General features: G+C 50.7%; 19 protein-coding genes, 2 tRNA genes and 1 pseudogene. 7 read left to right on the plus strand and 15 right to left on the minus strand.

The window, feature by feature from the left end:
* Positions 1-124: 124 nt before the first annotated feature.
* The 6 genes and pseudogenes from ACIS_RS05695 to ACIS_RS00995 form a co-directional block, all read right to left on the minus strand.
* Positions 125-361: pseudogene (locus tag ACIS_RS05695) on the minus strand (hypothetical protein); the annotation flags it as partial.
* A gap of 512 nt (positions 362-873) precedes the next feature.
* Positions 874-2112 carry a P44/Msp2 family outer membrane protein gene (locus ACIS_RS00970; protein ID WP_012880384.1) on the minus strand — a complete coding sequence of 413 codons (1239 nt, stop codon included), beginning with the start codon at positions 2110-2112 and terminating at the stop codon, positions 874-876.
* A 367-nt stretch (positions 2113-2479) separates the two neighbouring features.
* Positions 2480-3382 (minus strand): P44/Msp2 family outer membrane protein, encoded by a 903-nt coding sequence (locus tag ACIS_RS00980; RefSeq protein WP_012880386.1) that lies wholly within the window; start codon positions 3380-3382, stop codon positions 2480-2482.
* Positions 3383-3412: 30 nt separating this feature from the next.
* On the minus strand, positions 3413-4282 hold the full coding sequence (locus ACIS_RS00985; RefSeq protein ID WP_238523294.1) for a P44/Msp2 family outer membrane protein: 870 nt from the start codon (positions 4280-4282) through the stop codon (positions 3413-3415).
* A gap of 227 nt (positions 4283-4509) precedes the next feature.
* The gene (locus tag ACIS_RS00990) at positions 4510-5490 is read right to left on the minus strand and encodes a P44/Msp2 family outer membrane protein (RefSeq protein ID WP_012880388.1); all 981 of its coding nucleotides are present in this window, start codon (positions 5488-5490) and stop codon (positions 4510-4512) included.
* A 371-nt stretch (positions 5491-5861) separates the two neighbouring features.
* Complete coding sequence (locus ACIS_RS00995; RefSeq protein ID WP_012880389.1) at positions 5862-6425, minus strand: helix-turn-helix domain-containing protein; 564 nt, start codon at positions 6423-6425, stop codon at positions 5862-5864.
* A 231-nt stretch (positions 6426-6656) separates the two neighbouring features.
* On the opposite strand from ACIS_RS00995, the gene ndk reads away from it, so the two are divergent.
* Entirely contained in the window at positions 6657-7094 is a 438-nt protein-coding gene (gene ndk / locus ACIS_RS01000) for a nucleoside-diphosphate kinase (RefSeq protein ID WP_041651376.1), read from the plus strand.
* A 142-nt stretch (positions 7095-7236) separates the two neighbouring features.
* Here the strand turns inward: ndk and ACIS_RS01005 are convergent, their stop codons facing one another.
* The 4 genes from ACIS_RS01005 to ftsY all read right to left on the minus strand — a co-directional run bounded on the left by ACIS_RS01005 (position 7237) and on the right by ftsY (position 13510).
* A complete protein-coding gene (locus ACIS_RS01005) occupies positions 7237-8502 on the minus strand; it encodes a CCA tRNA nucleotidyltransferase (RefSeq protein ID WP_041651103.1) in 1266 nt (421 codons plus the stop codon).
* A gap of 463 nt (positions 8503-8965) precedes the next feature.
* Entirely contained in the window at positions 8966-10726 is a 1761-nt protein-coding gene (recJ, locus tag ACIS_RS01015) for a single-stranded-DNA-specific exonuclease RecJ (RefSeq protein WP_012880393.1), read from the minus strand.
* 140 nt (positions 10727-10866) lie between these two features.
* Positions 10867-12303: an isocitrate dehydrogenase gene (icd, locus tag ACIS_RS01020; protein WP_010268592.1), complete on the minus strand. Its 1437-nt coding sequence runs from the start codon at positions 12301-12303 to the stop codon at positions 10867-10869.
* A 289-nt stretch (positions 12304-12592) separates the two neighbouring features.
* Positions 12593-13510, minus strand: a complete 918-nt coding sequence (ftsY, locus tag ACIS_RS01025; protein ID WP_012880394.1) for a signal recognition particle-docking protein FtsY — start codon at positions 13508-13510, stop codon at positions 12593-12595.
* A 78-nt stretch (positions 13511-13588) separates the two neighbouring features.
* Between ftsY and bioD the strand changes: the two genes are divergently transcribed.
* On the plus strand, positions 13589-14272 hold the full coding sequence (gene bioD / locus ACIS_RS01030) for a dethiobiotin synthase (RefSeq protein ID WP_012880395.1): 684 nt from the start codon (positions 13589-13591) through the stop codon (positions 14270-14272).
* Between the two features lie 142 nt (positions 14273-14414).
* On the opposite strand, the gene ACIS_RS01035 is transcribed toward bioD, so the two are convergent.
* Positions 14415-14828 carry a TraR/DksA family transcriptional regulator gene (locus ACIS_RS01035; RefSeq protein WP_012880396.1) on the minus strand — a complete coding sequence of 138 codons (414 nt, stop codon included), beginning with the start codon at positions 14826-14828 and terminating at the stop codon, positions 14415-14417.
* A 67-nt stretch (positions 14829-14895) separates the two neighbouring features.
* Here ACIS_RS01035 and ACIS_RS01040 point away from each other — a divergent pair, with 67 nt between their 5' ends.
* From ACIS_RS01040 to ACIS_RS01055, 4 genes are all read left to right on the plus strand, one after another.
* On the plus strand, positions 14896-15591 hold the full coding sequence (locus ACIS_RS01040; protein ID WP_238523296.1) for a heme exporter protein CcmB: 696 nt from the start codon (positions 14896-14898) through the stop codon (positions 15589-15591).
* Between the two features lie 132 nt (positions 15592-15723).
* Positions 15724-15796: transfer RNA gene (locus ACIS_RS01045), tRNA-Val, on the plus strand.
* A 19-nt stretch (positions 15797-15815) separates the two neighbouring features.
* Positions 15816-16709: a cation diffusion facilitator family transporter gene (locus ACIS_RS01050; protein ID WP_012880398.1), complete on the plus strand. Its 894-nt coding sequence runs from the start codon at positions 15816-15818 to the stop codon at positions 16707-16709.
* A 21-nt stretch (positions 16710-16730) separates the two neighbouring features.
* A complete protein-coding gene (locus ACIS_RS01055; RefSeq protein ID WP_238523297.1) occupies positions 16731-17465 on the plus strand; it encodes a Tgt2/MlaC family protein in 735 nt (244 codons plus the stop codon).
* Positions 17466-17572: 107 nt separating this feature from the next.
* Here the strand turns inward: ACIS_RS01055 and secA are convergent, their stop codons facing one another.
* The 4 genes from secA to ACIS_RS01075 all read right to left on the minus strand — a co-directional run bounded on the left by secA (position 17573) and on the right by ACIS_RS01075 (position 23682).
* Complete coding sequence (gene secA / locus ACIS_RS01060) at positions 17573-20191, minus strand: preprotein translocase subunit SecA (protein WP_012880400.1); 2619 nt, start codon at positions 20189-20191, stop codon at positions 17573-17575.
* Positions 20192-20400: 209 nt separating this feature from the next.
* A complete protein-coding gene (gene ftsH / locus ACIS_RS01065; RefSeq protein ID WP_012880401.1) occupies positions 20401-22233 on the minus strand; it encodes an ATP-dependent zinc metalloprotease FtsH in 1833 nt (610 codons plus the stop codon).
* A gap of 12 nt (positions 22234-22245) precedes the next feature.
* On the minus strand, positions 22246-23589 hold the full coding sequence (gene tilS / locus ACIS_RS01070; RefSeq protein ID WP_012880402.1) for a tRNA lysidine(34) synthetase TilS: 1344 nt from the start codon (positions 23587-23589) through the stop codon (positions 22246-22248).
* Between the two features lie 8 nt (positions 23590-23597).
* A tRNA-Ser gene (locus tag ACIS_RS01075) sits at positions 23598-23682 on the minus strand.
* Between the two features lie 154 nt (positions 23683-23836).
* Here ACIS_RS01075 and ACIS_RS01080 point away from each other — a divergent pair.
* A complete protein-coding gene (locus tag ACIS_RS01080) occupies positions 23837-25384 on the plus strand; it encodes a TrkH family potassium uptake protein (RefSeq protein WP_012880403.1) in 1548 nt (515 codons plus the stop codon).
* Positions 25385-25406 lie beyond the last annotated feature (22 nt).

Raw genomic sequence — 25406 nt, forward strand, 5'->3', positions numbered from 1 at the left:
TCGCACTCACTGATTGCTGCGAGCAACCTTCTCCAGATCTGATTACCAGCCACACTGTTGATATAATACCAGTATTTACCTTATCTGCGCAGCTTTTGTAATTTGTGCTCTATATGCATCAGTGTACTGCGTCACCCACGCTCACACCCAACTTCCTGGCATACACAGTGTCCAATGCGTGTTCTGCATCGATGAAGGCACAGTTACCTCCTTGTTTCTGTGCTTCAGCAATAACATGAAGTGCAAGTGTGGTTTTTCCTGAGCTTTCTGGACCGAAGCCATCTCCGAATCTTTTACCATTTTTAGGTTTATCAAAACCCTCACCGCCATTCTCGCCCCAGGGATCACCTCCCACACTCATACAGCCCCTTAAAACCGCACCACAGCCTGGTCAGTCTATCCCAGAATATCTGCCATATCAATAAAATACTGGGTAAGAACACCCATGCTGAGCCACCAAGGTAAGGTACACAGGGTTTGGCATAGCGAGGAATGTTTCCTCAGCAATTGGTGGAGGGATTGCCCCTGCACTCTGCACCTGGCTAGTTAAGACAACGGGCTGGCGCATTGCCCCTGGGCTTTGCATAATATTCTGGGCACTGGTTGCACTAGTCGCACTTACAAGAATCAGGAAGGAAGACGTATACAGGGACTGGCTGTAGGACTGACTGCCCAACGATTTCAACTCTCGACCCTGCCGCCGCAACCCACCAAGTATCTACCCCGCGGTTGGTAGTATTCCGTAAGTTAGAAGAAGTTAGTTGGTTACTGGAGAACAGACCAGCTGTAGGGATACTCGCTAGGAAGGATTCACATGGAGGAAGGGGAGTGCGGAGAGCACTCCCCCTAGAAGGTTACTTTCTCTAGTGTGACCTAGAAGGCAAACCGGACACCGAACTCACCACCGAAGTAAGCCATGGTGAAGGAAGCTACACCAGTTTCCTTATTTCTCCCAGCTGGGCCTGTATAGTCAGCAATAGGGCTAAGAGGTAGCTCATCATAGTCACCATCACCTAGCACCTTATGGTAGAAAGCCCCAGCGAAAGCGGAAATTTCAGGAGTCAGAGCATAACTCAGACCAGCCTTCACTCTGTAGGCGAACTTAGGATTTATATGCCCGTCTACAACACTGATGAAGTTACCACCGATACCAGCACAAGCATAAGGCACAACCCCAATACCGTCAGTCAGGAGGTCATAACAAGCATTGAGCATTACAGAAGTAGACCCAATAGCCCTAACCTCTATCACCTCCGCACCTTCAACAGCTTTAGCAAAAGCCCCAGCAACAACAGCCTTTCCCTCCTTATCGAGGCTATTGATGTTGTCCGCCATCCCCTTCACGCTGATGGTGCTGGTGCCACTGGTAGAAGTGTTCATTGATGAGATTGCATCTGTACTGTCAGCATTGAATACAGTGCTAAGCTTGCTGTTGGTGTCCTTGCTATCAGTAGTACCACACTTGGTGGCACCAGTGGTACCATTGGCCCCACACACCTTCTTACTCAGTGCTTCACCACCACCGGTAGCAGCCTCTACTGCAGTACCCCACCTCTTGGCATCACTCTTAGTTATCTTACCTAAATGAGTAGTAAGACGCTCTACCTGACCTCTAGCTGTATCATATGCTAACTCCTTTCCTAATAAGAATACTGAAGCTGTATCCTCATTAGACTTCTTACCTCCCTTAATAACAAACCTCTCATACCCTACTTCAACTTCAACCCTGGCTCCTCCAATACTATACCCAATGCTTCCTTCTGCAGCAGTAACCATGCTGTCCTTGAAGCTGATCCTAGGTTCTGGGGCGCTCCAGTCGAAGTTCTGGACTTTGAAGTCCACCCTTCCGGTAGTGTCTCCGTTGTACGGGAATACACCTCTAGTGCTGCCACCGGCCTCCCCAACTTTGAAGTCTTTGATGCTGCCGAATGCTGGGCTGTAATCCAACCCTACGTAAAAACTTCCAGCCCCTGCACCTGAAAACAGGCCGTCACTACTGGCACCGCCTCCAGTTGCGGGGGCAGCAGACAAAGAACCCGGCGTAGCAGCTCCTATGACCAGAGCCATCAACACGCCTCCCAGGGGAAGCTTCCTATAACTTATAGCACTCATAAAACCTAACTCCTAAAAACCACAAAAACTGTACGCTGTTGAAGGCTATGTACGCTACCCACCACTGCACACCGAAGACCCGGCGGAAATACCATCGGGGATTCGGCCTCGGTGACGCACCTCCACAGCCTCCCAACTACGGGAAGGCATATAACGGTAACCTGCCTTCTCGCATTCACTGCTGCCAGGGATCCCAAGGTGTATGGGCGCACCAACAGCGGGTGTGAGAGCCAACTTGTCCCAAGTGATGCCAATTCCCCCTGCAATGTGGGAGTTGTCGTCACCACCCGAGGCCCGCTTCCGTGCAGGTATCCCCCTGCTCAAGAACAACGCTCCGCAACTCATGTTGATCTCCACATAAACCACCTCAAAGTGACACCCGAATGCCTGCCTCAACACCGAGGTACTGTATCCCTACGCTGCTCTCAAACGGGAGCTGACCCGGGCTGCCACCCTCTCCCCGGGGGACTAGAGCCACAACGGGTAGGGGCCTCACAGCCCGCTCCAATGTGCCACGGTAGTAACCCGCGGCGAAGGCGCCGATGCGGGGGTGCAAGCTCAGAGCCGCGCCTACCTTCGCCTGGTACGCAAAGCGCGTACTGCCTGTGCCCAAAATGTCAAGGAACTCCGCACCCCCACCTAGGCATGCGTATGGAGCGACACCCCCCCCGTAGGGGCCTGCAGGGAAGCTGCGACAAATGTTGACCAGAGCCGAACCCGCAGAAATCGCGCTGTTCATGAAGACCGCTCCACCCTCTAGCGCCGCATGTCGGGTACCACCAATAGCCCTCCCCCCAGCAGCGAAATACTCGTGGCTACCTCTTAGCATTGGCCTCCCGAACCTCTTGACTTTAAAATTCTCAAAGGAAACCTCAAGCTCCACCCCGACCCCTGCCTTGGAGTAGCCCAGCACACCTGAAGCTCCATACACGCTAGGCCCGTAGGACGGCACGTAGCCAGGCTCAAAGTTCTGACTGCCCTGGAGAGCCCTCAGCAGGGGGGCGTCCAGAGAGGTGCCAGCTGATGCCTGCCCGGGGTCCAAGCTCAAAACGGACGCGCCCGGCGAAAGCCTGAAAAGTCTGCTTGGAGCGGTGAGCCTGCTCTCGCGCACGGTAAACCTCCGGATAACGGGTACTGCTGGCTTGTACTGAGCTGCCAGATAAAGCTCGCCATCCACAGCGCTGCCAAGACTAGGAGCCGCCCCGCCCTCGGTGGTAAGCGCCGCTACGAAGAAAAGAAAAGGTAGTGCAAACAGACTTCTATAACTCATATATAAAACCCGACCACATAGTTGCTAAATCTAAAAACTACCATCAAACGCATACCTCACTCCGGTAACCCCCCCGAAATAGCCCGTGCTAAGAGCCGGAAGGACACCAACGCCACCGTCAGAGGGCATGCTGCTGCCGACGGTACGTAGAACTGGCCCTCCCCCGTCAGTACGCTCCTCCACGTTAGCGCCTAGGTAGTACGCCTCTGCGAAGAGAGTAAACCCGGAACTCAGGGTATACTCAACGCCGGTCCTGCCGCTCCACGATAATGCCAAGCCACCGCGCAACCCCCAATAGTCTACGGACGAGACCCCAAGGCCTAAGCACGAATAAAGCCCAAAGGAGCCGCCGGCTGCGCTGAAGCTGGAATAACACGCGCTAAGCTCGACCGAGCTCAGGCCAACCTCCAGAACCTCCCCCACACTGTATCCAGCTGACGGCCCACCGTTGGGGAAACCCTCACCACTCGGGAACGCGAACCAAGAGGAGTTGTTACTCACGGCATGCCCGCCGCCATCGACGCCGAAGCTGCCGCTGTAGGTACCGAGCTGCAACCTGAGGGGACCGAAGCCGTAGCCCAGAGCACCCGACAGGCCGACACTGCGCCTGTACCTGGGAAGGTAGCTCACCTCAAACCCCCCGAGTGGGGCCGGCGCTGAGAGATCCAGCCCCAAAAACCGCACAGGCTGCTCGCGACTCCCGGTGACCCCAAGCATGGCACCTGGTACGCCGTGGATCTTCACGGAAGGAAAACCGAAGCTGGCCACACCCAGCTCCCCGCCAAGTGCCACGTAAAAACCCCTGACCCCCGCGTCCGCATTGGTGCACGCCGCCCCAAAAGCCACCGCCAGCGCCCCACATGTAAGGATGCCACCACAGGCCTTCTCGCGAATCGACATACAAACAATCCAACAAACCGACTCAAAACCACCCCATCCACGCACAGAAGAGGGCAGTGTGTGCAACCCACACACCCATAAGGTATACTAAAAAAGAATTAAGTCAAGAGAGCTGGCAATATATTTTGCAATCTAAATGATGTACCTTAACGATTTATTCAAGCCGGACATCCTCAACCATATGGATACCACATCCGGCCGTGGGGAAGCGCAAGCTGACCTCGACCCTAGAACACAAGCCTGATACCGCATTCAAACCCGAAATAGTTCAGCCCCAAGCTCGCCTGCGGATACAACAGGCTAGGCCACTTGCTGCCGGACGATGCCTGGGTGTTGCTGCCGCCAGTTTCCCCTCTGCTACCAGACGATGTCTCCCGAACGCGGTGAACGACGGGCACGCTGGTGAACTTCTCCGGGTGCACTCTGCTTGCATAGGCATACGCAAACAAGGCTGCCTTTCTGGACGCAAAATACTGCACCCCGACCTTTGCCTGGTACGTCCACCTTACCTCAGTTGCACCCAAAAGCCTAGCTATACTGCCCCCGCCGCCGACGCATGCGCTGGGGGATATCTGAGAGGACTCGGGCAGCAGGTCGTAACACAGGTTGGCTATCAGAGAGGCTATAGTCACCTCCTCGTTTTTAATAGTAATGTGGTACGGCGCGTTCGGCTTCGTGGCGACAGTCATGCTGCTCTCATCAGGCGCCGAAGCAGCGAAACTATGTGCACGCTCGGGAGCATCCTTGTACTTCCTGGCATCCACGCGGAAGTTCTGATACGTGCCCTCGGCTTCTAGTCGCACATTTCCCGTAGAGTACCCCACTGATATGGAGCCAGCCTTTGCGCTCTTCAGGTACTCAGGGGAGTACCTTCCCTCGAAGCTCTCCGCCGAGGCCAAGCCCAGCCCCTTAGTGGGAGAGGTAGCTGGAGCAGCAGGCGCCGCCTGCTCGACAACGGGCTCTCCAGTAGCTGCGGCAGCACCGCTCTGCTGCTTTTCCTTCATGGCAAACGTGTTCAGCACCTTGCCGTCGCTTTCTACCACAAGATCCCCGAAGTATGGGACTGCCAGCTTATACTGTACACTGGCACAGAACCCAGACGCACCCTCGCCTCTTGAGAAATCCACAGGTCTGGGGGAAGCAGATGCCCCGCAGGGCGCGAACAGTGAAAACAACGCAGCACAAACCAAGCCGTAGACCTTCTTCATGGCGAAACTGTACCCAACATTTCAAGTGCACCCGCCAGGATAGGCGAACCACGGCGGCGTGTCAAATGCATGTAGTCTACATTCAGGGAATGCTTGCCGCACATAAAGGAGTTGTTAAACAATGTACACTGCAACTAGTGTACCATACCAAACTTGGCTAAACAACCTACCGTAGCGACGCGACCCCGGCAACCGTGCACAGCGGCACGGCACAGGCACACGGGTGAGAGTGGCACGTGGGAAAACCTGCAGAGAGGTGAAAGCAGCCCACACTAGTGGTGCTGGTGCAACACTACCCCCACCATGCCGTGCAAGATCCCCACATACACTACCTGAGTGCACTATGCACAACCGTCGGTTCTGGTTCCCACCTAGTCCTCCGTGCTGGACCCAGAATCAGACTCGTAACCTAGCTCCATATCCGCATCGGGGCGCTCGTAGTCATCACGCTGCTGCTCCATGCACATTACCTTCACCAAGGTGTGAATCGCGCCACGCATTTTGTCGCTCTTGATGCGACGATATGCCCTGACCAGCATAAGAACTTCCTTGCCGTCGTTATAGCCGTGGCTAAATTCCTCTAGGGAAGACTCGTCATCTTCTCTAAGTGCGGCATCTGGTGCATCGCCTGTGTCGGTGATGGATCGCAAGTCATTCTGCAGCTTTGAAATCAAATCTTTGATTTCAATACCCAAAACTCTTGCCAGCTCATACAGCCTGCTGATCACAATACGGTTGGTGCCCTTTTCATACTTTTGCACTTGCTGAAATGTGATACCCAACCTGCTTGCGAGCTGATTTTGGCTCATGCCCTTCATGATGCGCTGCTTCTTGATTTCCCTGCCGACATACTCGTCTACCGGGTGGGGCCTGGCTTTGCCCCCAACAATTATGGGTATGGAACTTTGGTTTTGTGTTCGAGAAGTCATAAACATTATCCCATATGTTACTCAGATAACTTAGGATAAATCATACATAATGTTAATGCAACAGTTATTTAATGTATGGTTGTAATAATAAAACTGTGAATGGTATGCTAGATTAGAAATAAAATCATCAATAAGCATCCCAGAAACTCTTTGGAGGTTTTCTGGAAAAGCGCGCTACTACTTGTTAATGCGCGTGTTTTGTGCTAGCATGCGGCGGTAGTTCTAGGGGGAGCCATGATGTTCGAAAAGACGCTATCTATACTTAAACCTGATGTTGTTGAACGTGGAATAATAGGTCGTGTAATATCCTACATAGAGGGGGCAGGGCTGCGCATTGTCGCCCAGAAGATGTGCGCGTTGTCACCTGAGCAAGCGGAGGCCTTCTATGCAGTACATAAGGCGAGGCCATTCTTTCCCAGTTTGGTAAGTTTTATGACGTCCGGGCCCGTTGTGGTTCAGGTACTAGTTGGTGAGTCTGCTGTAAAAACTTACAGGGACGTTATGGGTGCCACAAACCCACGTGAGGCAGCTCCAGGCACAATTAGGGGAGATTTAGCAGAGAGCATAGATGCAAACTGTGTACATGGCTCTGATAGCCTGGAGAACGCCGAACGGGAGATAAGATTTTTTTTTCAAGAACACGAAATCGTGGGTAGTGTGTCTAATGGGAGGTAACCTACGATTGGGCAATACGTGCCTTTTTAGGGTTGGTTCTGCGTTTGTGTGCCGATAGCCGAAGTTATGTCAAGCACGTCCTACCTATTAGCTCAGTACGACACGGCAAGGACGTGGAGGATGAGTAAGGGCGTGTGCAGGGTCATTCCGTGCTGCCGTCTTGGTCGCGTGGGCTAGTGCGGTTGCGATCTGCCTCTTGTTGGGCTTCTAAGAGCTGCCTTGCCAAGAGCAGTAAATGGTTTCTGGTGACAACCTGTGGGTTGTGTTCCCATGCTTCCTTTAACCTTTTTAGGGTGTGTCCGAGTAATTTTCCTTCCTTATATCCCAGTTTAGCCAGATCCTTCCCAGAAACCGGCAGCACCAAGGGCGCAAACTGTTTTGTGTATTCCAAGTGCTCCAAGAAGGCATTCTCAGACAAGGTATCTTGACTCAAAAAGCTAACTATTATCAGGTCCCTATATACGTCCGCGCCCAAGTCGTTGAGGTATTTCTGCTGTTGCGCGATAGGAAGCGGGAATGGCAGGTCTGTCGTTAGCAGTGTTGCCAGGAGCTTTTTTTCCTTTCTGGACAGGCACAAGAGCCCCTCCAATCCCTCTACTACGCCTGCCATATCAGTGTAGGCGTGTCCCTTCAACATGGCTGCAAGCTTGGTTATGGGTGTCCTGTCTACCAAATGTACACATGATAACCTGCCGATTTGTACCGGATATGGTACCACTTGGCATAACACCCCACATCTTTCCATGATTTCTAGCGTTGACGTGCAGTGCGTGCATGCCAATAGCTTGAAAAACTCGCTGCGTACCCGCTCTTTTGATAGCTTGGCAATGCTCCACGCGTATTTGCCACAAAGGGAAATGATTTCCTCGCTTAGCGGGCTTGTGTTGCATATAGAAGCGTGGAACCGAAACACCCTCAGTATGCGCAAAAAATCCTCATTAATGCGCGCTTCTGCATTTCCAATGAAGGCCACAGTACGGTTTCCTAGGTCTCTTATTCCAGAGAAGTAATCGTAAATTTTGCCGTGCTTGTCGCAATACAAGGCGTTGAACGTAAAGTCCCTCCTGGAGGCATCTTCCATCCAACTATTCGTGAACGCAACGGCTGCATGCCGGCCGTCACACTCCACGTCACGTCTCAGAGTGGTAATTTCATACGGGATACCCTCAACTACTGCAGTTACGGTGCCATGTTTTACCCCTGTAGGTACGGTCTTGATTCCTGCACCGCCCAGGGCTTGCATTACGCTTTCAGGCACCAAGTCGGTAGCTAGATCAATATCCTTCGTGTTGCGACCGAGTACACTATCGCGCACACAACCTCCCACGAGTCTGACGCTTCCGCGCGCACCCTCTATAACCCCAACTATACGCACCACCCCTGGGTCATCCAAGAGTTTGCTCAACATCGTCTGCGCCACGTAAAATTCCTCCCGATGTTAGCAAACTTCCGCGCAAAAGACAGAAAATTTTCCTTATAGTAGCGCCATGTAATAATTATCGCGGTGAATGCGGGTTTGAAGATATGTGATGAACATAAGCCACATTTCCCGCTCTGGCGCGCCTGTTAGACAACAACTACTGCTTTGAGTTGCTGTTATGCAGCATGAAACATGCAGTGTGGCGCGCTTAAGCAACTCTTGCACGAAGCATGCACGCTGTCAGGGACGTGAATTTATGTGCAGGAGGCAAGACTCGTACGAACTTGTTGGAGCATTTGCTGGCAAAGTTTACAACAGATTTATACTGACACGCCCTGTTGTTGCGCGTTTTGCGCAGTTTGCTTACCTAAGGCTGTGTTTTGGCACCTTTTCTGCTGTGTGGAATGCCTGAAAGCCAAAATTGCCGGGGGTGCCGTTAGTAGTTGCCCAGCTACGGCAATGCCGCATCGTCCATGACGAACTGCACGTACTCATTTCCCCGCCACTGGTTTACGCTGATTTTGCCGAGCAGATGAACGCATCGCCCGCGCTGCAGAAGCGTTGTGCCCAGTTCTGTGCCTATGCACTTGAAGCACACGCCCTTAACAAGTGCATTGTCACCGGATATTAGGCACCTAACGTGGCTGCCACCCATGACTTCGGGTTTTCTGATTTCTACATTTTTAAGGATGAATCTAGGCTCTGGATTTCCTGGGCCGAACGGTTCCAGCATTTGCAGCTCCCTCCACAGTGGAAAGTTCACGGCTCCTGCGGTTAATATGCCGCAAGCATACGAGACTTTCTGTATGTCGGAGTGCTTAAACCTTTCCAAGAAGAACGAGTACAATGCCTCAAGCTTGTCTGCGCACACTGAAAATCCCGCGGCCATAGCATGTCCACCGCCCTCAGGTATTAACTGCTCAAGTTTTGCTGCGAGCACTGCCGCTCCTATATCAATACCGCTAACGGATCTGGCGCTCGCCTTGCCGAGATTTCCGCTTAGCGAAACCACTATTGATGGTAGATGGAATCTCTCCTTAAGTCTGCTCGCCACAATTCCTATGACGCCCACGTGCCAGGTGCCCGCAACCATGATGACATTATTACCCGCTGCGACTAACCGCTCTGCTTGGTGCAACGCTTCTTCCAAACTCCGCTTTTCCAGCTCTTTTCTTTCAGCATTCAAGCTCAGCAGCATGTAGGATATTCTCTCGCACTCGCTCTCGTCATCACTAGACAAAAGGCTGGCTCCCAGGCTTGCGTTGCCGACCCGCCCCCCGGCATTTATATGTGGCCCTATGCTAAAGCCCAGGTGATAAACGCTGATTTTTTCCTCTATCCCAATGGCGTCTCCGAGCACTCTAAGCCCCACGTTACTCCGGGCGGATATCACCTTCAGTCCGTGCCTGACCATTGCTCTGTTGAGCTTTATCATTGGCATAACATCGCAAACGGTGCCCAGCGCAACCAAGTCGAGGTAGTTCATGAGATCTGGCTCGCTCCTGTGCGCAAAAACCCCCGCTTCTCTCAGGGTTTTTTGTAGTGCCACTAACAGCAAAAAAGATGTACCAACGGCCGACAGGTATGTATGCTCAGAGGATTCGTCCAGTCTGTTCGGATTCACTACCGCAACGGCCTTGGGCAGGGTGTTTATTCCGATGTGGTGGTCGACAACTATTACATCAAGGTTTACAGACCGTGCTGCTAGTATGGGTTCGTAGGCCAACGTGCCGCAGTCTACGGTAATACAGAGGCTATAACCTTCCTCACGTAGTTTTAACATTGCGGCGGAGTTTGGTCCGTAGCCCTCTTCAACGCGGTCAGGGATGTAAATTTTTGTGTGTACCTCCAGGCCACGCAGGTATCTACACAACATGGCAGAGGATGTTGCGCCATCAACGTCGTAGTCGCCGAAAATTGCGATGCTCTCCCCATTGCGTATTGCATCGTGTATCCTCGCTACGGCTTTGTCCATGTCTAACAGGTGAAACGGATCCGGCAGCAGGAGCCTCAGGGTAGGAAACAAAAAATTTTCCATCTCTTCTATGGGGATACCGCGAGTTGCCAACACCCTGGCTACCACTTCACAAATCCCGAAGCGCTGCATAATTGTTGTTACGTCCCGGCAGGGTACCTCAGAGACCCTCCACGTTGCCCCTCCAACACCAACGTACTCCAGTGCCGCGTCTGTTGCTTCTATTACATCTTGCACTACTCAACCCCGGTGACCTACAAACGGCCTTGTGTTTTAAAGTTGCGGCACCAGCCCTACAGAGCGGCTATAAACGTAGCTACACACTGCAACCCCAAACTCCCGAACGAACGCTTGACTGAGCTCAGGATCCAAAGCTGCTACGGGGTAAAAAACCCCTGGCCCCCATCGTACAGGTACAACTTCACCATCTTCACCGTGTCTATGCCAGCGTCTTCCATTTTGAGCAGCAGATTTCCAACCTCCCGGCCGTCAACGCCATCCTCTTCCTTCCCTTCCGCGTAAAACCTGCAAGACACAAGATCGACGTACGTGTAAGAATATGGAGCTTTAGGCCACAACTCCAGTCCTTTGGCGTACACCAGCTGCAACTTCAGTTCCGAACTGAGCCCTGAAAGGGACCCAACTAACTCCTTGATGTCAGTGCCCTTGTCCCAATGTACCGTGACATCAACGCCCACCAACACCCTTTTGGGATTGCTGCGCACGTAGCCCGAACTCCCGGTACTTGGTGTTTCCTTGCCGAGAGAGAGGCCCTTAAGCCGCTGAGGTGTTGTTCCTAAGTTTCCCACTATTGCCTGCGCGAACTCCATGGTGGATGCCCTACGCAAGCTGGTTTTCTCGCTATATATATCGGCAGTATGCACGCCATCTTCTAAGGTCTTCAAAAATGCGTTACGGATCACCCCGGCCTTGTCCAGCTGCCCGATGTGCACTAACATTTGCACAGCCGCGTTGAGCAGCCCTGAGGGATTGGCCACATTCTTGCCTGCTATATCGGGTGCTGAGCCGTGTACTGCCTCGAACATGGCGTAATAATCACCTATGTTCGCACTGCCAGTGAGCCCTATAGACCCAGAAGAGAGCGACACTATGTCTGATACAATGTCTCCATACAGATTTGTGGTTACCACAACATCAAAATCCTCCGGGTTGCTGGCGATCTTAGCCATGCCCACATCAACTATGTAGTAGTTTGCTTCAATATCTGGATAGCCCTTGGCGACCTTGTCGAAAGAAGCGTGCAGTATTCCGTCAGTCATTTTCATGATGTTATCTTTCACGAAACACGTAACCTTCTTTCTATTGTGAGCCCTGGCGTAGTTAAACGCATACGCACAGATTTTTTCCGAGGCGGACCTGGTTGAAATCTTCACGCACTCATGGGTGTCTTCAGATAGTTTGTGCTCAACACCGCTGTAGGTGTCTTCCTCATTCTCTCTGATGATTACCACATCCAAATCTGGGTGCTTAGTGCCTACAACGGGAAAATAAGAAACGCAGGGCCGCACGTTTACATAAAGCCCCAGCCTCTGCCTGAGGGCGACATTCAAACTCTTATGCCCACTACCCTGTGGGGTCATAGTAGGGGCCTTAAGCAGCAGCCTAGTCCTGCTGATTGACTCCCACGCAGAGGGAGCGATGCCAGAAGTCCACTCCTTTTTATACTGGTTGTGGCCTATATCCACGGTTTCTATAGAAACATCTGCTCTGGCCTCCTTCAAGATGAACAGCACGGCCTCCATAATTTCCGGCCCTACTCCATCTCCATACGCTACGGTTATAGGTACTGACATAGACTCCCAACACAAGAGCCCACAGTATAGCGAATATTGCTCAAATGGGAAACGTTAAATACACGCGCTGTGGGTAAAGCTGACGGCTAATCATATACTGAAAGGCGAATATCAGCCATTATAGCACACTCTAACACTCACGCATGCCGGTATAGGTTTATGTGGCGCTATCAGCAGAGCAGGTACCCAGCGTTGGCCTCACGACCAACTTTGTTGAGATTGCAAGGTTGCTATGTAGGCAAAGTGCTTGTAGAGCGCGTACCACCCGCCACGGCGTGCCGGCTAGAAGTTAAATTTCCAAAAGCCCCCTGGCAAATTCCCGGGCGGAAAAATCCTTCAGGTCATCTATACCTTCGCCGACTCCCACCGCATGTATGTGTATGCCATACTTCTGTGCTACACTTAGCACTATACCACCTTTGGCTGTGCCATCTAGTTTGGTGAGCACTATGCCATTCACCCCAGCAAAACTTGAAAAGAGCTCAACCTGCGAGAATGCATTTTGCCCTATTGTTGCGTCTAGCACTATTATAGTGTTATGTGGAGCCTTTTTGTCATGCCTGCCTATCACGCGGCGTACCTTGGCCAACTCTTCCATTAGATTTTTGTGGTTTTGTAGGCGCCCAGCGGTGTCTATAAGCACCACATCTATTTTCTCGCGTATGGCTTGATCAACCGCCTTATATGCTATACTTGCGGCATCAGCCCCGGCCTCCCCCGCTATAATTGGACAAGATATTCTATCGGCCCAAATCTTTAACTGGCTAACCGCAGCTGCACGGAAGGTGTCACACGCACCCATGAGTACAGATTTGCCTTCCCGCTGGAATTTGCGCGCAAGTTTAGCGGCTGTGGTAGTCTTACCACTGCCGTTGACCCCACATAACATTACCACCTGGGGGCTGTGCTCTATAGATATTGGAACGGCGACCTTGGTGAGAAATGCCTCGATTTCTTCAGCCAGTGTTTCTCGTACCCGGGCACAGCTGGGTTCGCTAAACTGCATTGCAGCTATCTTCTGTGTGAAAAAAGACGCACTCTCGCGCCCCATATCGGTCGATATGAGCAGGTGCAACAACTCCTTCAAAGTTTCTTGGTCGACCTTCCTGCCTTCTTGGAATAGCTTCCTAATTCCTGCATTGAGCCTGGATGAGGTCTTCAGCAGGCTGTCCTTCAAGCTACCTAGCAACCCTTGATCGCACTCCATAAACGTAGACCTAACAGCTTGAAACTCCCGACGTGTGTGGTACCATCACCACGACATGCAGGGGGGAGCTCCTAATTAATGCAAGCGCACTTCGTAACATCCTGCGGGACGGATGCAGGGAAGACCTTTATCACTACAGCGCTGTGCTGGAATTTTAGAAGAATTGGTGAAGCTGTGCAAGCTATTAAGCCAGTGGTGAGTGGGTATAACGAGGACAACCCAGAATGTAGCGATACTTTTCAGATTATTGCTAGCTTAGGATATGATTTTACCCAAGAAAACGTGGATAAGGTTTCTCCGTGGAGGTTAAAACATCCGCGTGCCCCGAATATTGCATCAAGGATGGAAGGTGTTAATCTGAACTATAGCGAGATTTTGCGGTTTTGTGCCGAGCGTTGCAAAAATGCGTCCGGACACATATTAATTGAGGGCGTTGGTGGAGTTATGTCCCCACTAACGGATGAAAAAAGCTGCATAGACTTAATAAAAGATCTGGATATCGCTGTGGTTTTGGTTGCAAACCCATATTTGGGGAGCATAAGCCACGTGTTGACGGCTTTGGAAGCGCTGCGGGGTATGCAGGTGAAGATTGTGATTACCCTTAAGGACCTAGGTAATACACATTGCACAGATTTGGTAGAGTGCCTGCGTTCGTATTGTGGACGTTCAGCATACGTTCAGGGCCACGTTAGTGGCGAACACGAAAAGTGGGTGCTGGCGGGGCAGGGAATAGTAGACTTCATTACGAACAACAGCGCTTAATTGCCGTCATGGGGGCCATATGCACGGTAGGGTGTAGGCGACGCAGCAGCATCCCTCTTCTCGTATAGCGTCATGCCAAACGTCAAACGGCCAGGTTCCACACTCTCCCGGATCCCTGTTGCTTAATGCAGATAACACTGCCTTAATCTTCCCCCTCATCACTGTATAGCTTCTGTTGCTTCTCCCGCCTTTCCTGCTCCTCTATACAGTATAGAGTTACGGGGTTTGCTTCCAGTCTTGCTGTGCCGATTTTCTCCCCCGTTTCCTCGCAGTACCCGTACAGGCCGTTGTCAATTCTCTGTAGCGCCTTATCAATTTCCACAGTCAGAGCATCATTGCGGTCACACGTTTGTAGGGTTAAGTCTGTATCGTACTCTCTGGTGGCCATATCGGTAAGGTCAGCGTCTGCGTGAGATTGCAAAACCTCCCTGGCTTTCTCCGCAGATTCCCTCTGCAGCGCCTGTTTCCATGTGATGAGCTTGTTTCTGAAATAGTCCAGCTGCTTAGGGTTCATGTAGTTTTCATCTTCTTCATCCAAGATGTACTTAGGCAACACTGCACTCTCCGGTGTTATAGCATAACTGCAATCCTAAGAATGCTTGATTAACATTTGGTGTACCACTATGCTGCTAGGGAATTATACACAGTGTCTTATCGTGTCCCATGGAAGCGTGCTAATACGCGAGCTTAAAATAATATCTTGCAACACTGGCAGCGCGGCGCAGGTTGTTTTACTGTTTGTTGTGGTGGTAGGTACTGCATTATTCGTACTGCCGCCGGGATGCGCTAGTGAGGTAATGCCGTGCTTATTCTGGGTTTGCAGTGCATCAGTGACACAAACATCTATTAGGGCGCTACTGGAAGATGATTACCGTAGCGGAATGCTCGAGCAATTGCTCATACAGAAGCTTATACCAGAGGCTGTCATATTTATGAAAGTACTTGCGCATTGGATGTGTATTTCAGTGCCCATAAGCATCACTGCTGGGTTGATACAACTCACAATGTTAGGGGGAAATATCCACTATGCGATTGCACTAAGCTTGGCTTTAGGCGCGGGGCTGCTGGTTGTTAATTGTGTGTCTGCTGTGGGGCACTCTCTGGTATTGGGTGGCGAAGGCAAGCTGATCACAGCCCAGATTTTGGTTTTCCCGATAATTGTACCAGTGGTTATATGCTCCCATCTCTGTCTTGAGAGCATGGTAGATTCTACCTTTACCAGAGCAACTGTATTACTGGGGGCGGGTGTATTGTGCTTAATACCTGTTAGCGTACTTTTTACACTAGCAGCCGTTCGGCTAGCTGTAGAGAAAGACTAAAACGGTGCGTGCCAAATGAGGTTTACACAACTCGACAAGTGCGCAAATTTGCTGCGATGCGCTACGGCTCTCGTGCCAGTTGCGCCATAGCGAATTGACTTTTAGTAGACATTGCCTATAGTAGTGAACATTGGGTGATTAGCTCAGGTGGTAGAGCGTTTGCTTGACGTGCAAGAGGTCACTGGTTCGAGTCCAGTATTACCCACTACACGGGGGTGATGCGTATGTCCAGCCATGGTGGTGAGTTCTGCACACATACGCACAGAAGAATGGCACTTTCCATAGTTGTGGTTGCAGTGGCGATGACAGCCGAGGTTATAGGTGGGTTTGCGTCAAACTCACTAGCCTTGCTTTCTGATGCTGGTCACATGCTGACAGATCTTGTGGCACTCACGCTTAGTTGGTTGGCGTATAAGTTTGCTGTAAAGGAGTCTGATGCGTGTAGGTCATACGGCTATCACAGATTTCAGGTTATGGCTGCGTTCGTCAACGGCGTCTCTTTGTTTGTGGTAGCAATCCTTATAGTCTGTGAGTCGGCGAAGAGGTTTATTTACCCAGTTGAGGTGCACTGGCAGATCATGCTGATTGTAGCATTGCTAGGGCTGGTAGCGAATGTGACAGTGTTTGTCATCCTGTACAGGAAGGATGAACACAACTTGAATATCAAGAGTGCGGTGCTACACGTTGTAGGAGATCTGCTAAGTTCTGTTGCTGCTGTTCTATCTTCTATTGTTATTATGCTCAGTGGGTGGCAGATTATTGATCCTTTGTTATCTGTGTTTGCCAGTGGTTTGATGTTCTATAGCGCATTTAGAATAGTGAAAAGCTCAGGCAATATTTTGCTTGAAGGAAAGCCGGAAAACATAGACATTGAAGAGGTGAGGAATTCAATCCTAGGCAACATTCCCGCGGTTATTGACATACACCACGTGCATTTGTGGTCCCTGACCCATGATTATCCCATCATGACCATGCATGTGAAGGTGCATGCACCTTTGGCGAGCGATAAGGCACACTCCGCGCTTTTGATATCTATCAAAAAGTTACTCAACGAGAAGTTTGGTATATCTCATGTGACCATAGAGATTGAATGTGGGGAATGCTCGGATGCTAGCTGAACCATGCTTTTTGGTGTAGTAATGGTTAATGTTAATATAACAACTGGTGGTGTAGCATTGCACACGCTTCCCAGAGGATTGGTGATGTACAGGAGATACGCCGCTGGTGCGGGCTATGTTGTGGCCGTGTGTCTTGCCTTTATGTCTCTCGGGGGGTTTACTACCCGCTTCGAAACGTGCAGCAATCACCGAGAGATTTGCGGCTTTATTGAAACTCTCAAGGCGCAGGTGTACTCCATAGTTTCGCAAGGCGGCGAAACCGTTGATGCACTGCTTGAAGATGTTGTAAACAGTGCCCTAGATCTGAATGGGATCGCGAAATTCGCTATGGGGAGTCATTGGAAAGTTGCTGACTCCTCGCAGCGCGGGAGGTTCATTAGCACATATGGGCGCTACATAAGGGGCGTGTATACTAGGCAGTTGCGCATGCATGCATTTCATATGATGCGGATAATGTCTGTGCGACTTGCGGGTGATGATACCTATGCGGTCAGAGTAAGGCTTGCCAAAAGGGGATATGGGGACGATTTCATCGTGATAGAGTTCCACGTTGTTGATAATGGCAAGCTTGGAATATGCGATATGAAAATCAACAACTTCATCAGTACTGCTGTAACCCAGCGGTCGATAGTTGATGATATAATCAAGAAATACGGCATAGAGGGGGCTATCTCTCACTTTGAGATTGAAAACAAGAAGGCCCCCATGAACTCAATAGGTGGCCTGCGTCCAAAATCTGCTGGTACCGGTTCCTAGTGCGCCAGGGTATGGTGCATAGCGTGTGACCAGGAGCGATAGGTGGTACCCAGCCAGGTACAGCATGCCCAGCTGTATCTGTTTCGAAAAGAGGGCGAACTGGCCCGCTAAAGCTGCAAGATACCGTGGCAGTGTTTGAACTTCTTGCCAGATCCGCACGGGCACTTTTCATTTCGCGAAACACCACTAAAGAGTGAGTTACCCTCACGTGCAACCATAAACATATGCTGCGCGGCCGGGCCAGCATCTCGCTCTAACCTCATGTTTGATAGCTTCTGCACCACCATCTCGTAAAATTTGGACAGCGTGTGCTTCAACATAGCAAAGGCCTCTATTTTAAACTCATTCAAGGGATCTTTTTGACCTATGGAACGGAGATTTATGCCACACTTTAGACTATCGAGTGCAGACAAATGCTCAATCCACAGGTGGTCCAAAGATGTGATCAGGACCCGCCTTGCGGCAAAGTCCCAGAGGTTCTCTCCGTTATGAACAAACTCTGCAGCCTTCTTTTCTAACAGCTCCCGGGCGAATGAGTCAAGGTAGTCCACCACTTGCTCCTTAGTTTCTAAGTTTTGTAGCTTATCAAGTTCTGGTTCTGCCCCGTATATTCGCTTGACCTCCGATAGCATTGGTTCGCACGTTTCCGAGTTAAAGTCGTAGTACCTATCCTTGATGGTGCGTGACACCAGATCCTGGTTCACGTTGTGGTACATAAATGTGAAGTCGTACACGTCATTATCAAGCACGTGGTTGCGCTGCTCAAATACGACCTGTCTCTGCTCGTTGATTACGTCGTCGAACCGGAGGAGAGATTTTCGAATGTCGTAGTTCCTCGACTCCACCTTCTTCTGCGCGCGCTCTATTGCCTTGCTTATCCACCGATGCTGAATTGCTTCACCCTTTTTCATGCCGAGCTTTTTCAACATTCCCTTGACTCTATCCGAGCCAAAAATTCTCAACAAATCATCCTCTAAGGAAAGGAAGAATTTTGACAGTCCGGGATCTCCCTGCCGGCCAGATCTCCCGCGTAGCTGATTATCAATTCTCCTGCTTTCATGTCGTTCTGTGCCGACAATACACAAGCCTCCCGCTTCAACTACCACGTCCCTATCACGTTTTGCTTGTGCCACGAGCTGCTCGTACTTTGCGCTGCGCTCCTCATCAGATGTTATGCCTGACAGCTCGTCTTTCGCCAGCATTTCGGGGTTGCCACCAAGTTGTATATCTGTTCCCCGACCTGCCATGTTGGTTGCGATCGTTACTGCTCCCGGTCTGCCTGCTTGGGCTATAATGTATGCCTCCTTTTCGTGGTACCGAGCGTTTAGTACGGAATGTTTTATTCCCCTCTTTGTGAGCATTCCGGACAAAAGTTCGGACTTTTCTATGCTAATGGTACCTACCAGCGTGGGCTGCAGCCGCTTGTTGCACTCTACTATGAAGTCCATTACAGCTTCGAATTTCTCCTCTTCTGTGCAATACACGTCATCGTCCATGTCTACCCTTCTGACGGGGACATTGGTTGGAATTTGCATTACCTGCAAGTTGTATGTTCCTAAAAACTCATCTGCTTCAGTTGCCGCAGTTCCAGTCATTCCCGAAATGCGGCGGTACATGCGGAAGTAATTCTGAAACGTGGTAGACGCAAGGGTTTGATTTTCACTATTAACAGTAAGCCCCTCTTTAGCCTCCAATGCCTGATGCAGCCCGTCTGAGTACCTGCGCCCCTCCATCATCCGCCCGGTAAACTCGTCAATTATTACAACGTTGCCATTCTTAACTATGTAATCCTTGTCTACAGCGAACAACTTGTGAGCACGCAGAGCCTGGCTCACGTAGTGCATCATTACTATATTTTCCGTATCGTACAGAGAAGACCCTGCGGGAATCAGGCCCATCGATAGGAGCATTTTCTCAACCTTGACCGCGCCTTCTTCCGTCAGGAATGCGGACCTGTTCTTCTCCTCTACCTCGTAGTCTTCCGGTGCCAATGCTTTCACCAACGAGTCTATCCTGCCGTACAGCGCGCTATCACGCTCCACCGGTCCGGAAATAATAAGCGGAGTTCTCGCCTCATCTATCAGAATAGAGTCTACCTCATCCACTATTGCGTAATTGAACCCCCGCTGTACCATGGATTCCCTACTGAATTTCATGTTATCACGAAGATAGTCAAACCCAAGTTCGTTGTTTGTCGAGTAAAGCACGTCACACGCATATGCGGCTCTTCTCTGCTCGTCCGAAGACGCCCCTGTTATACAGCCTACGCTCATCCCCAAAGCCTGGTACACCTTACCCATCCACTCAGAGTCACGCTTTGCCAGGTAATCGTTCACGGTAACTACGTGTACTCCCGCGCCCTCCAGTGCGCCCAAATACGCAGCAAGGGTTGCTACCAATGTTTTACCTTCTCCTGTCTTCATTTCTGCAATCATGCCTCTGTGCAGAGCTATGCCCCCTATGAGCTGCACATCGAAATGGCGCATGCTCAGCACTCTACGCGCGGTTTCGCGCACCACTGCAAACGCCGGGATGAGGATATTATCGAGTGTCTGGCCGCCCGCAAGCATTTCCCTGAAATGGCTGGTTTTAGAAAAAAGCTCGGCATCTGAAAGCACCGATAGCTCCTCCTCCATCGCGTTGATGCCCTTGACAATCTTGTGAAACGAGGCCCTGCCGGACCCGTAACCGTACGGCCAGAACACCCGCTTTGCTATGCTCAACATAGGGACTACGTATAGAGTACCGGAACGCAGATTATATGCTCAAGCTGAGCAAAGTACAACAGAATTGACAAAAACTCGCAGATATCTCCCCGGCAGTTAGTACTGCTAACCAACATGCCAACGGGTAGCCAGTTGCCAGGAACCGGTGCACACTCATGTTTATTGGGGCACCTACAAGCAATGGGGCGGTAGGGGTTTGCCTAGTGGAGTCAGTCTGGAACGAAAGAACGCTTTATAGGCTTAGCCTCCTCCTCATTTCTGGTTATTTTTTTGCCGGACATAAGATCACCGATCTCGTCTCCAGTGAGCGTCTCAAACTCCAAAAGGTTTTCTGCGATTACGTGCAGAGAGTCTATGTGCTTTTCTAAAGTGGCCTTGGCCTCCTCGAGCGCTTTTGACACTATAGACTTCACTTCCTCGTCTATCAGGCTTGCCATGTTGTCAGAAATTGACTCGCTGCGATCATCGCTGTGGTAAAGTGGCCCAACGCTATCACTCATGCCCCACTTCATGACCATAGATCTAGCAAGTTCCGTAGCCTGCTTAATGTCTGAAGATGCGCCGCTGGTTACTTTGCTGTATCCAAAAATCAGCTCTTCAGCGGCCCTGCCCCCCATGGCCACCACTAGATCAGCAAGCATCTTCTCTCTTGTGTGAGACACCCTGTCAGTTTCCGGTAGGCGCATAACCAACCCCAGCGTTCTACCCCTCGGTATTATAGTGGCTTTGTGTATGGGATCAGAGGCTGGGTTGTGAAACGCCGTTACTGCGTGTCCAGCTTCGTGGTATGCAGTAAGGCGACGCTCCTCATCCGTCATAATCATAGACCTTCTCTCTGCGCCCATCATGACCTTATCTCTGGCATACTCAAAGTCACTCATAGTGACGACTTTCTTATTAAGCCTGGCAGCAATCAATGCGGCTTCGTTGACCAAATTTGCCAGGTCAGCACCAGAGAACCCAGGGGTTCCTCTTGCTACTACTCTGACATCGACATCCGGAGCCATAGGCACCTTTTTAGCGTGCACATTTATAATCTTCTCACGCCCGTTTATATCTGGAATGGATATTGTAACCTGCCGGTCAAACCTACCTGGCCTTAGCAGGGCAGGATCAAGAACGTCTGGACGGTTAGTCGCGGCGATTATGATTACGCCATCGTTGGATTCAAATCCATCCATTTCTACAAGCAACTGATTCAGCGTTTGCTCGCGTTCGTCATTGCCTCCACCGAGGCCTATGCCGCGATGCCGACCTACAGCGTCTATCTCGTCCACGAAAATTATGCATGGCGCATGCTTCTTTCCCTGCTCGAACATGTCCCGCACCCTGCTGGCACCCACGCCAACAAACATTTCTACAAAATCAGACCCAGAAATGCTGAAGAAGGGGACGCTAGCCTCACCGGCAATTGCACGAGCCAACAGCGTCTTACCAGTCCCCGGCGGGCCTATCAGCAAGCACCCTTTTGGAATTTTTCCGCCTAGCTTTTGAAACTTCTGTCGATGCTTGAGGAAATCTACTATCTCTACAAGTTCCTCTTTTGCCTCATCAATGCCGGCCACGTCTTCAAATGTGACTTTGCCGCGATTGTCAGTCATGAGTCTTGCGCGAGACTTGCTGAAGCTCATTGTACGATTGCCCCCAACCTGAATTTGCTTGAGGAAAATGCACCATATCACTACCAAAGACAGCATCGGTAGGCAGGAAATGAGCAGGCTGCCCAGAATGCCCAACACTGTTTCCCCAGATGAGAACTCAAAAGTCACTTTCTGGGCATGTAGAGTCTTAATCAGGCTGTCGTATATTACACCTCCAGTCCTAAATCTCGTGCCGTCGCGTAGCTTGCCCGATATTTCGCGCTCTGTTACGTTAACATACTCCACTTCGCCTGCGTCTAGCTTCACAAGAAACTCAGAAAAGGGCACGCGTAGCTCCTTGCTGCCTGTGAGCTTATCGCCGAATTGAGTGTAGAGCACCGCAGTGAGGGCGATCACTGCCGACCACACAATCAAGCCCTCAGCCACTTTTCTAAAGTTCATGACGAGTGACCCCTACTGACAAAGCTGATTACAAATTAGGCTAATCACGCCCCTTCTAACCAGAACTTCTTCCACACTGATAGCTGGAATAACCCCTATATTATGGTTTTGCCAGGGGTACGCAAGAACTTTATCTCCGTGAGCGAGCACTGGGAGACCACGTGCAACATCTCTTTTAACATGCATCAGATGCTCGGGTAGCGGCCCATTACCTAATGGAGTGATATACAAACTATGTGCCTCCTTTTGTGAGTCTGACAAAGGCCCCGCACTGTGTGACGCATTGTGTACACCAACTATCTTTATGGTAAACCTTCGGTCCCACTGCATGATTTCAGCGGTTGTGCTTACACAGATCCTACCCTCTATACGCGCAAGCTCGCGCACTATCGAGAAATTCCCGTCAGACTCTTTGAACACCTTGCATCCATGCAGTGTGCGCGGAGTAAAATCTCCTCCCTGCCGCATCTGTGTTAATATTGGCCAAAAAGAGGAATACCGCGGCTTATGGTCCTTCCCCCCCATGGCCATTAAGGATAGCAACAGCAATCTGGATGCAATTTCCTCTGGTACACTGCGTAATTCCTGCGACTTTATGGTTATGAAACCTAGGGGGCTGAATTCCAGGCAATCATCAAGTGAAGACCGCACATAGTGCAAAATGCACGAGAGAGCCCTATACATGTGCGACGTGGTCCTGCACAGCCGCTCTATGATGACGCCGGGGTTTTTGCTTTCCGCTATTAGGTTGCGAAAAAACGTTCTCCTATATTTGGAGTCCTGGTTACTCGGATCTTCGACCCAAAACAACCGTTCTTGCGTTGCGTATTGCAGTATTTCCTGCCTGGTGAAGTTGAGTAAAGGTCTGCAAATTGTAATATTTCCGAAGACAGATCGCTCATGCATGCCAGATAACCCATCGACGCCACTACCACGCTCTAAGTGCATAAGTACAGTTTCTGCCTGATCACTTTTGTTGTGTGCAGTTAGTAGAAATTTGACTGAGTGCTCGACGCACCACTGGTGCAGCAGGCCATACCTGATCTCTCTGGCGATTTCCTGGGACTTGCTTGGTATGTAACCCCCCCAACGCAGTATTCTACATTCCAGCCCAAGCTCTAGGGCTCGTTTTTGTACACAGCGTGTTTCGTAATCCGCCTCAGCACGGAACCCATGGTTCACTGTCAGCACAATTGGGCGGCTGGTAGCCTGCGTTTTGTGGAACATTCCCACAAGGTTCAACAAGGTCATACTATCCACGCCGCCAGATACTGCAACCGCATAATCGCTGCCAAGATCTAGGCTGCAGAGCTTTTTCAGGACCTCAGACTCCAACTCTACTGTTCCGTTTAGCATTTAAAATGCGGAAAGAGGGGGATTCGAACCCCCGACACATTGCTGTGTACACGCTCTCCAAGCGTGCGCTTTCGACCGCTCAGCCATCTCTCCGCGCTGATTGTAACAGAAAAAAGGCGTTCATGCGCACAAATTTGGTGCCTGCATAACCCATATCTTAAGCATGGACGCATGGTACTTGTTATGGTAAAACGCGCGGAGGGCGCGCAATGCCAGGGTGCTGCGTTTACACTAGGGCGGGCGTCGCATGGTGGTTGTTTTGGTGGCTGTTGTGCACAACAAGGCGTGTGGTACATTCCTGACACATTGGCGCTCCCTGGTTTTCATCCAGGGTGTATTTTCCCTGCTATTTGCGCTCTTCCTCTCAATACCGATGGTTGTGGACGTCTGTATGGGGGGAGGGGACTGGGAAAGTTTTGCTACTGCATTTTCGGTGTCTGCTGCTGTTGGAGCAGTGTGTCTGCATGGTGGGAAATCCGGCCCAATAGGGCGTCATGAAACTATATACCTCATCTGTGCAGTGTGGATTGTGCTACCAATGCTGGCTGCAATACCGTTTTTTGTTTCAGATACAACTGGGTTGACATACGTTGATGCACTGTTTGAAACAGTATCCGGGCTTACCACTACTGGTGCCACAGTGCTCTCCAATCTGCACGCAAAATCACCGGGCATACTGCTGTGGCGTGTAATGCTGAACTTTATTGGTGGGCTGGGGGTTATAGCAATTGGTGTGTTGCTGTTACCGTGCTTGAAGGTTGTGGGGCTCAAGGACATCTACGGCGTAGAATCCCCCACTGTACGGCAGTTCAAGTTGAGCATTTTCAGGGCTGTGCTCTATATTACCTGTCTATATGTTGTGCTACTGGTGTTGTGTGCTGCTGCCTACAAGATAGCTGGCATGTCCGTGTTCGATGCAATATGCCATGCTATGAGCACAGTTTCCACAGGTGGGTTCGCTAACTACGATGACTCGCTGGGCCACTTTGACAGCGTTGCAATTGAAATTATAGCTATAGTCTTCATGCTTCTCTCTTCATGCCCATTTGTGGTGTACCTGAGGTTGGTTCTTGAAGGAAGGTTTCAATCCAAACAATTTGCCGTTTTCGTGTGCGTGCTGGCGGCGTTTTCGCTTTTAGGTGCGATTAATCTGTATAACAGAGGCGTACTTCCGGGGGAGGAATTTCCTGCAGTACTGCTGCGCGCAACCTTTATACTCGTTTCACTGGCAACTTCTACTGGGTTTGCTAACTGTGATTATAGCACTTGGAGCTTCCTGGCCGTGACTGGGACGATTCTAACCCTATGTGGAGGGTGTTCTGGCTCCACTAACAGCGGTCTCAAGATGCATAGAATCGTCATCCTGGTGCGCGGTGGGTATAGGTATGTTAAAAACCTGCTCATGCAGGCTCCATTTGCCACGCCCCACAAGCAATCAGTGCGGGAGGAGGAAGCCCTCCTCCCCGAGGCCGGTGCATTTTTCTTTCTGTATGTCTTCGTGTTTTGCATTGCGTGCATTATCGTTGCTTGGGGTGAGAGTGACTTGGCTACAATCGTAACGTCTGTTTCATCGACCTTTGCCAATACGGGTCCGGGTATAGGGGAAGTTGTGGGGCCAAATGGTACGTATGCTTCATTATCTGTTACTGTCAAGTGCGTATTGACCGTGCTAATGTTAGTTGGGCGGCTAGAACTTGTTCCGGTTTTTGTGCTTTTGTTATCCCTGCTGCAAGGCAGCGTTGGGCGCTTGCTGCGGGTTCGCAATGGCGCGAAAATGCTTGATATGTTTCGATAACCATATAAGATGAACCCGGATC

The sequence above is a fragment of the Anaplasma centrale str. Israel genome, assembly GCF_000024505.1.
GTDB classification, from domain to species: domain Bacteria; phylum Pseudomonadota; class Alphaproteobacteria; order Rickettsiales; family Anaplasmataceae; genus Anaplasma; species Anaplasma centrale.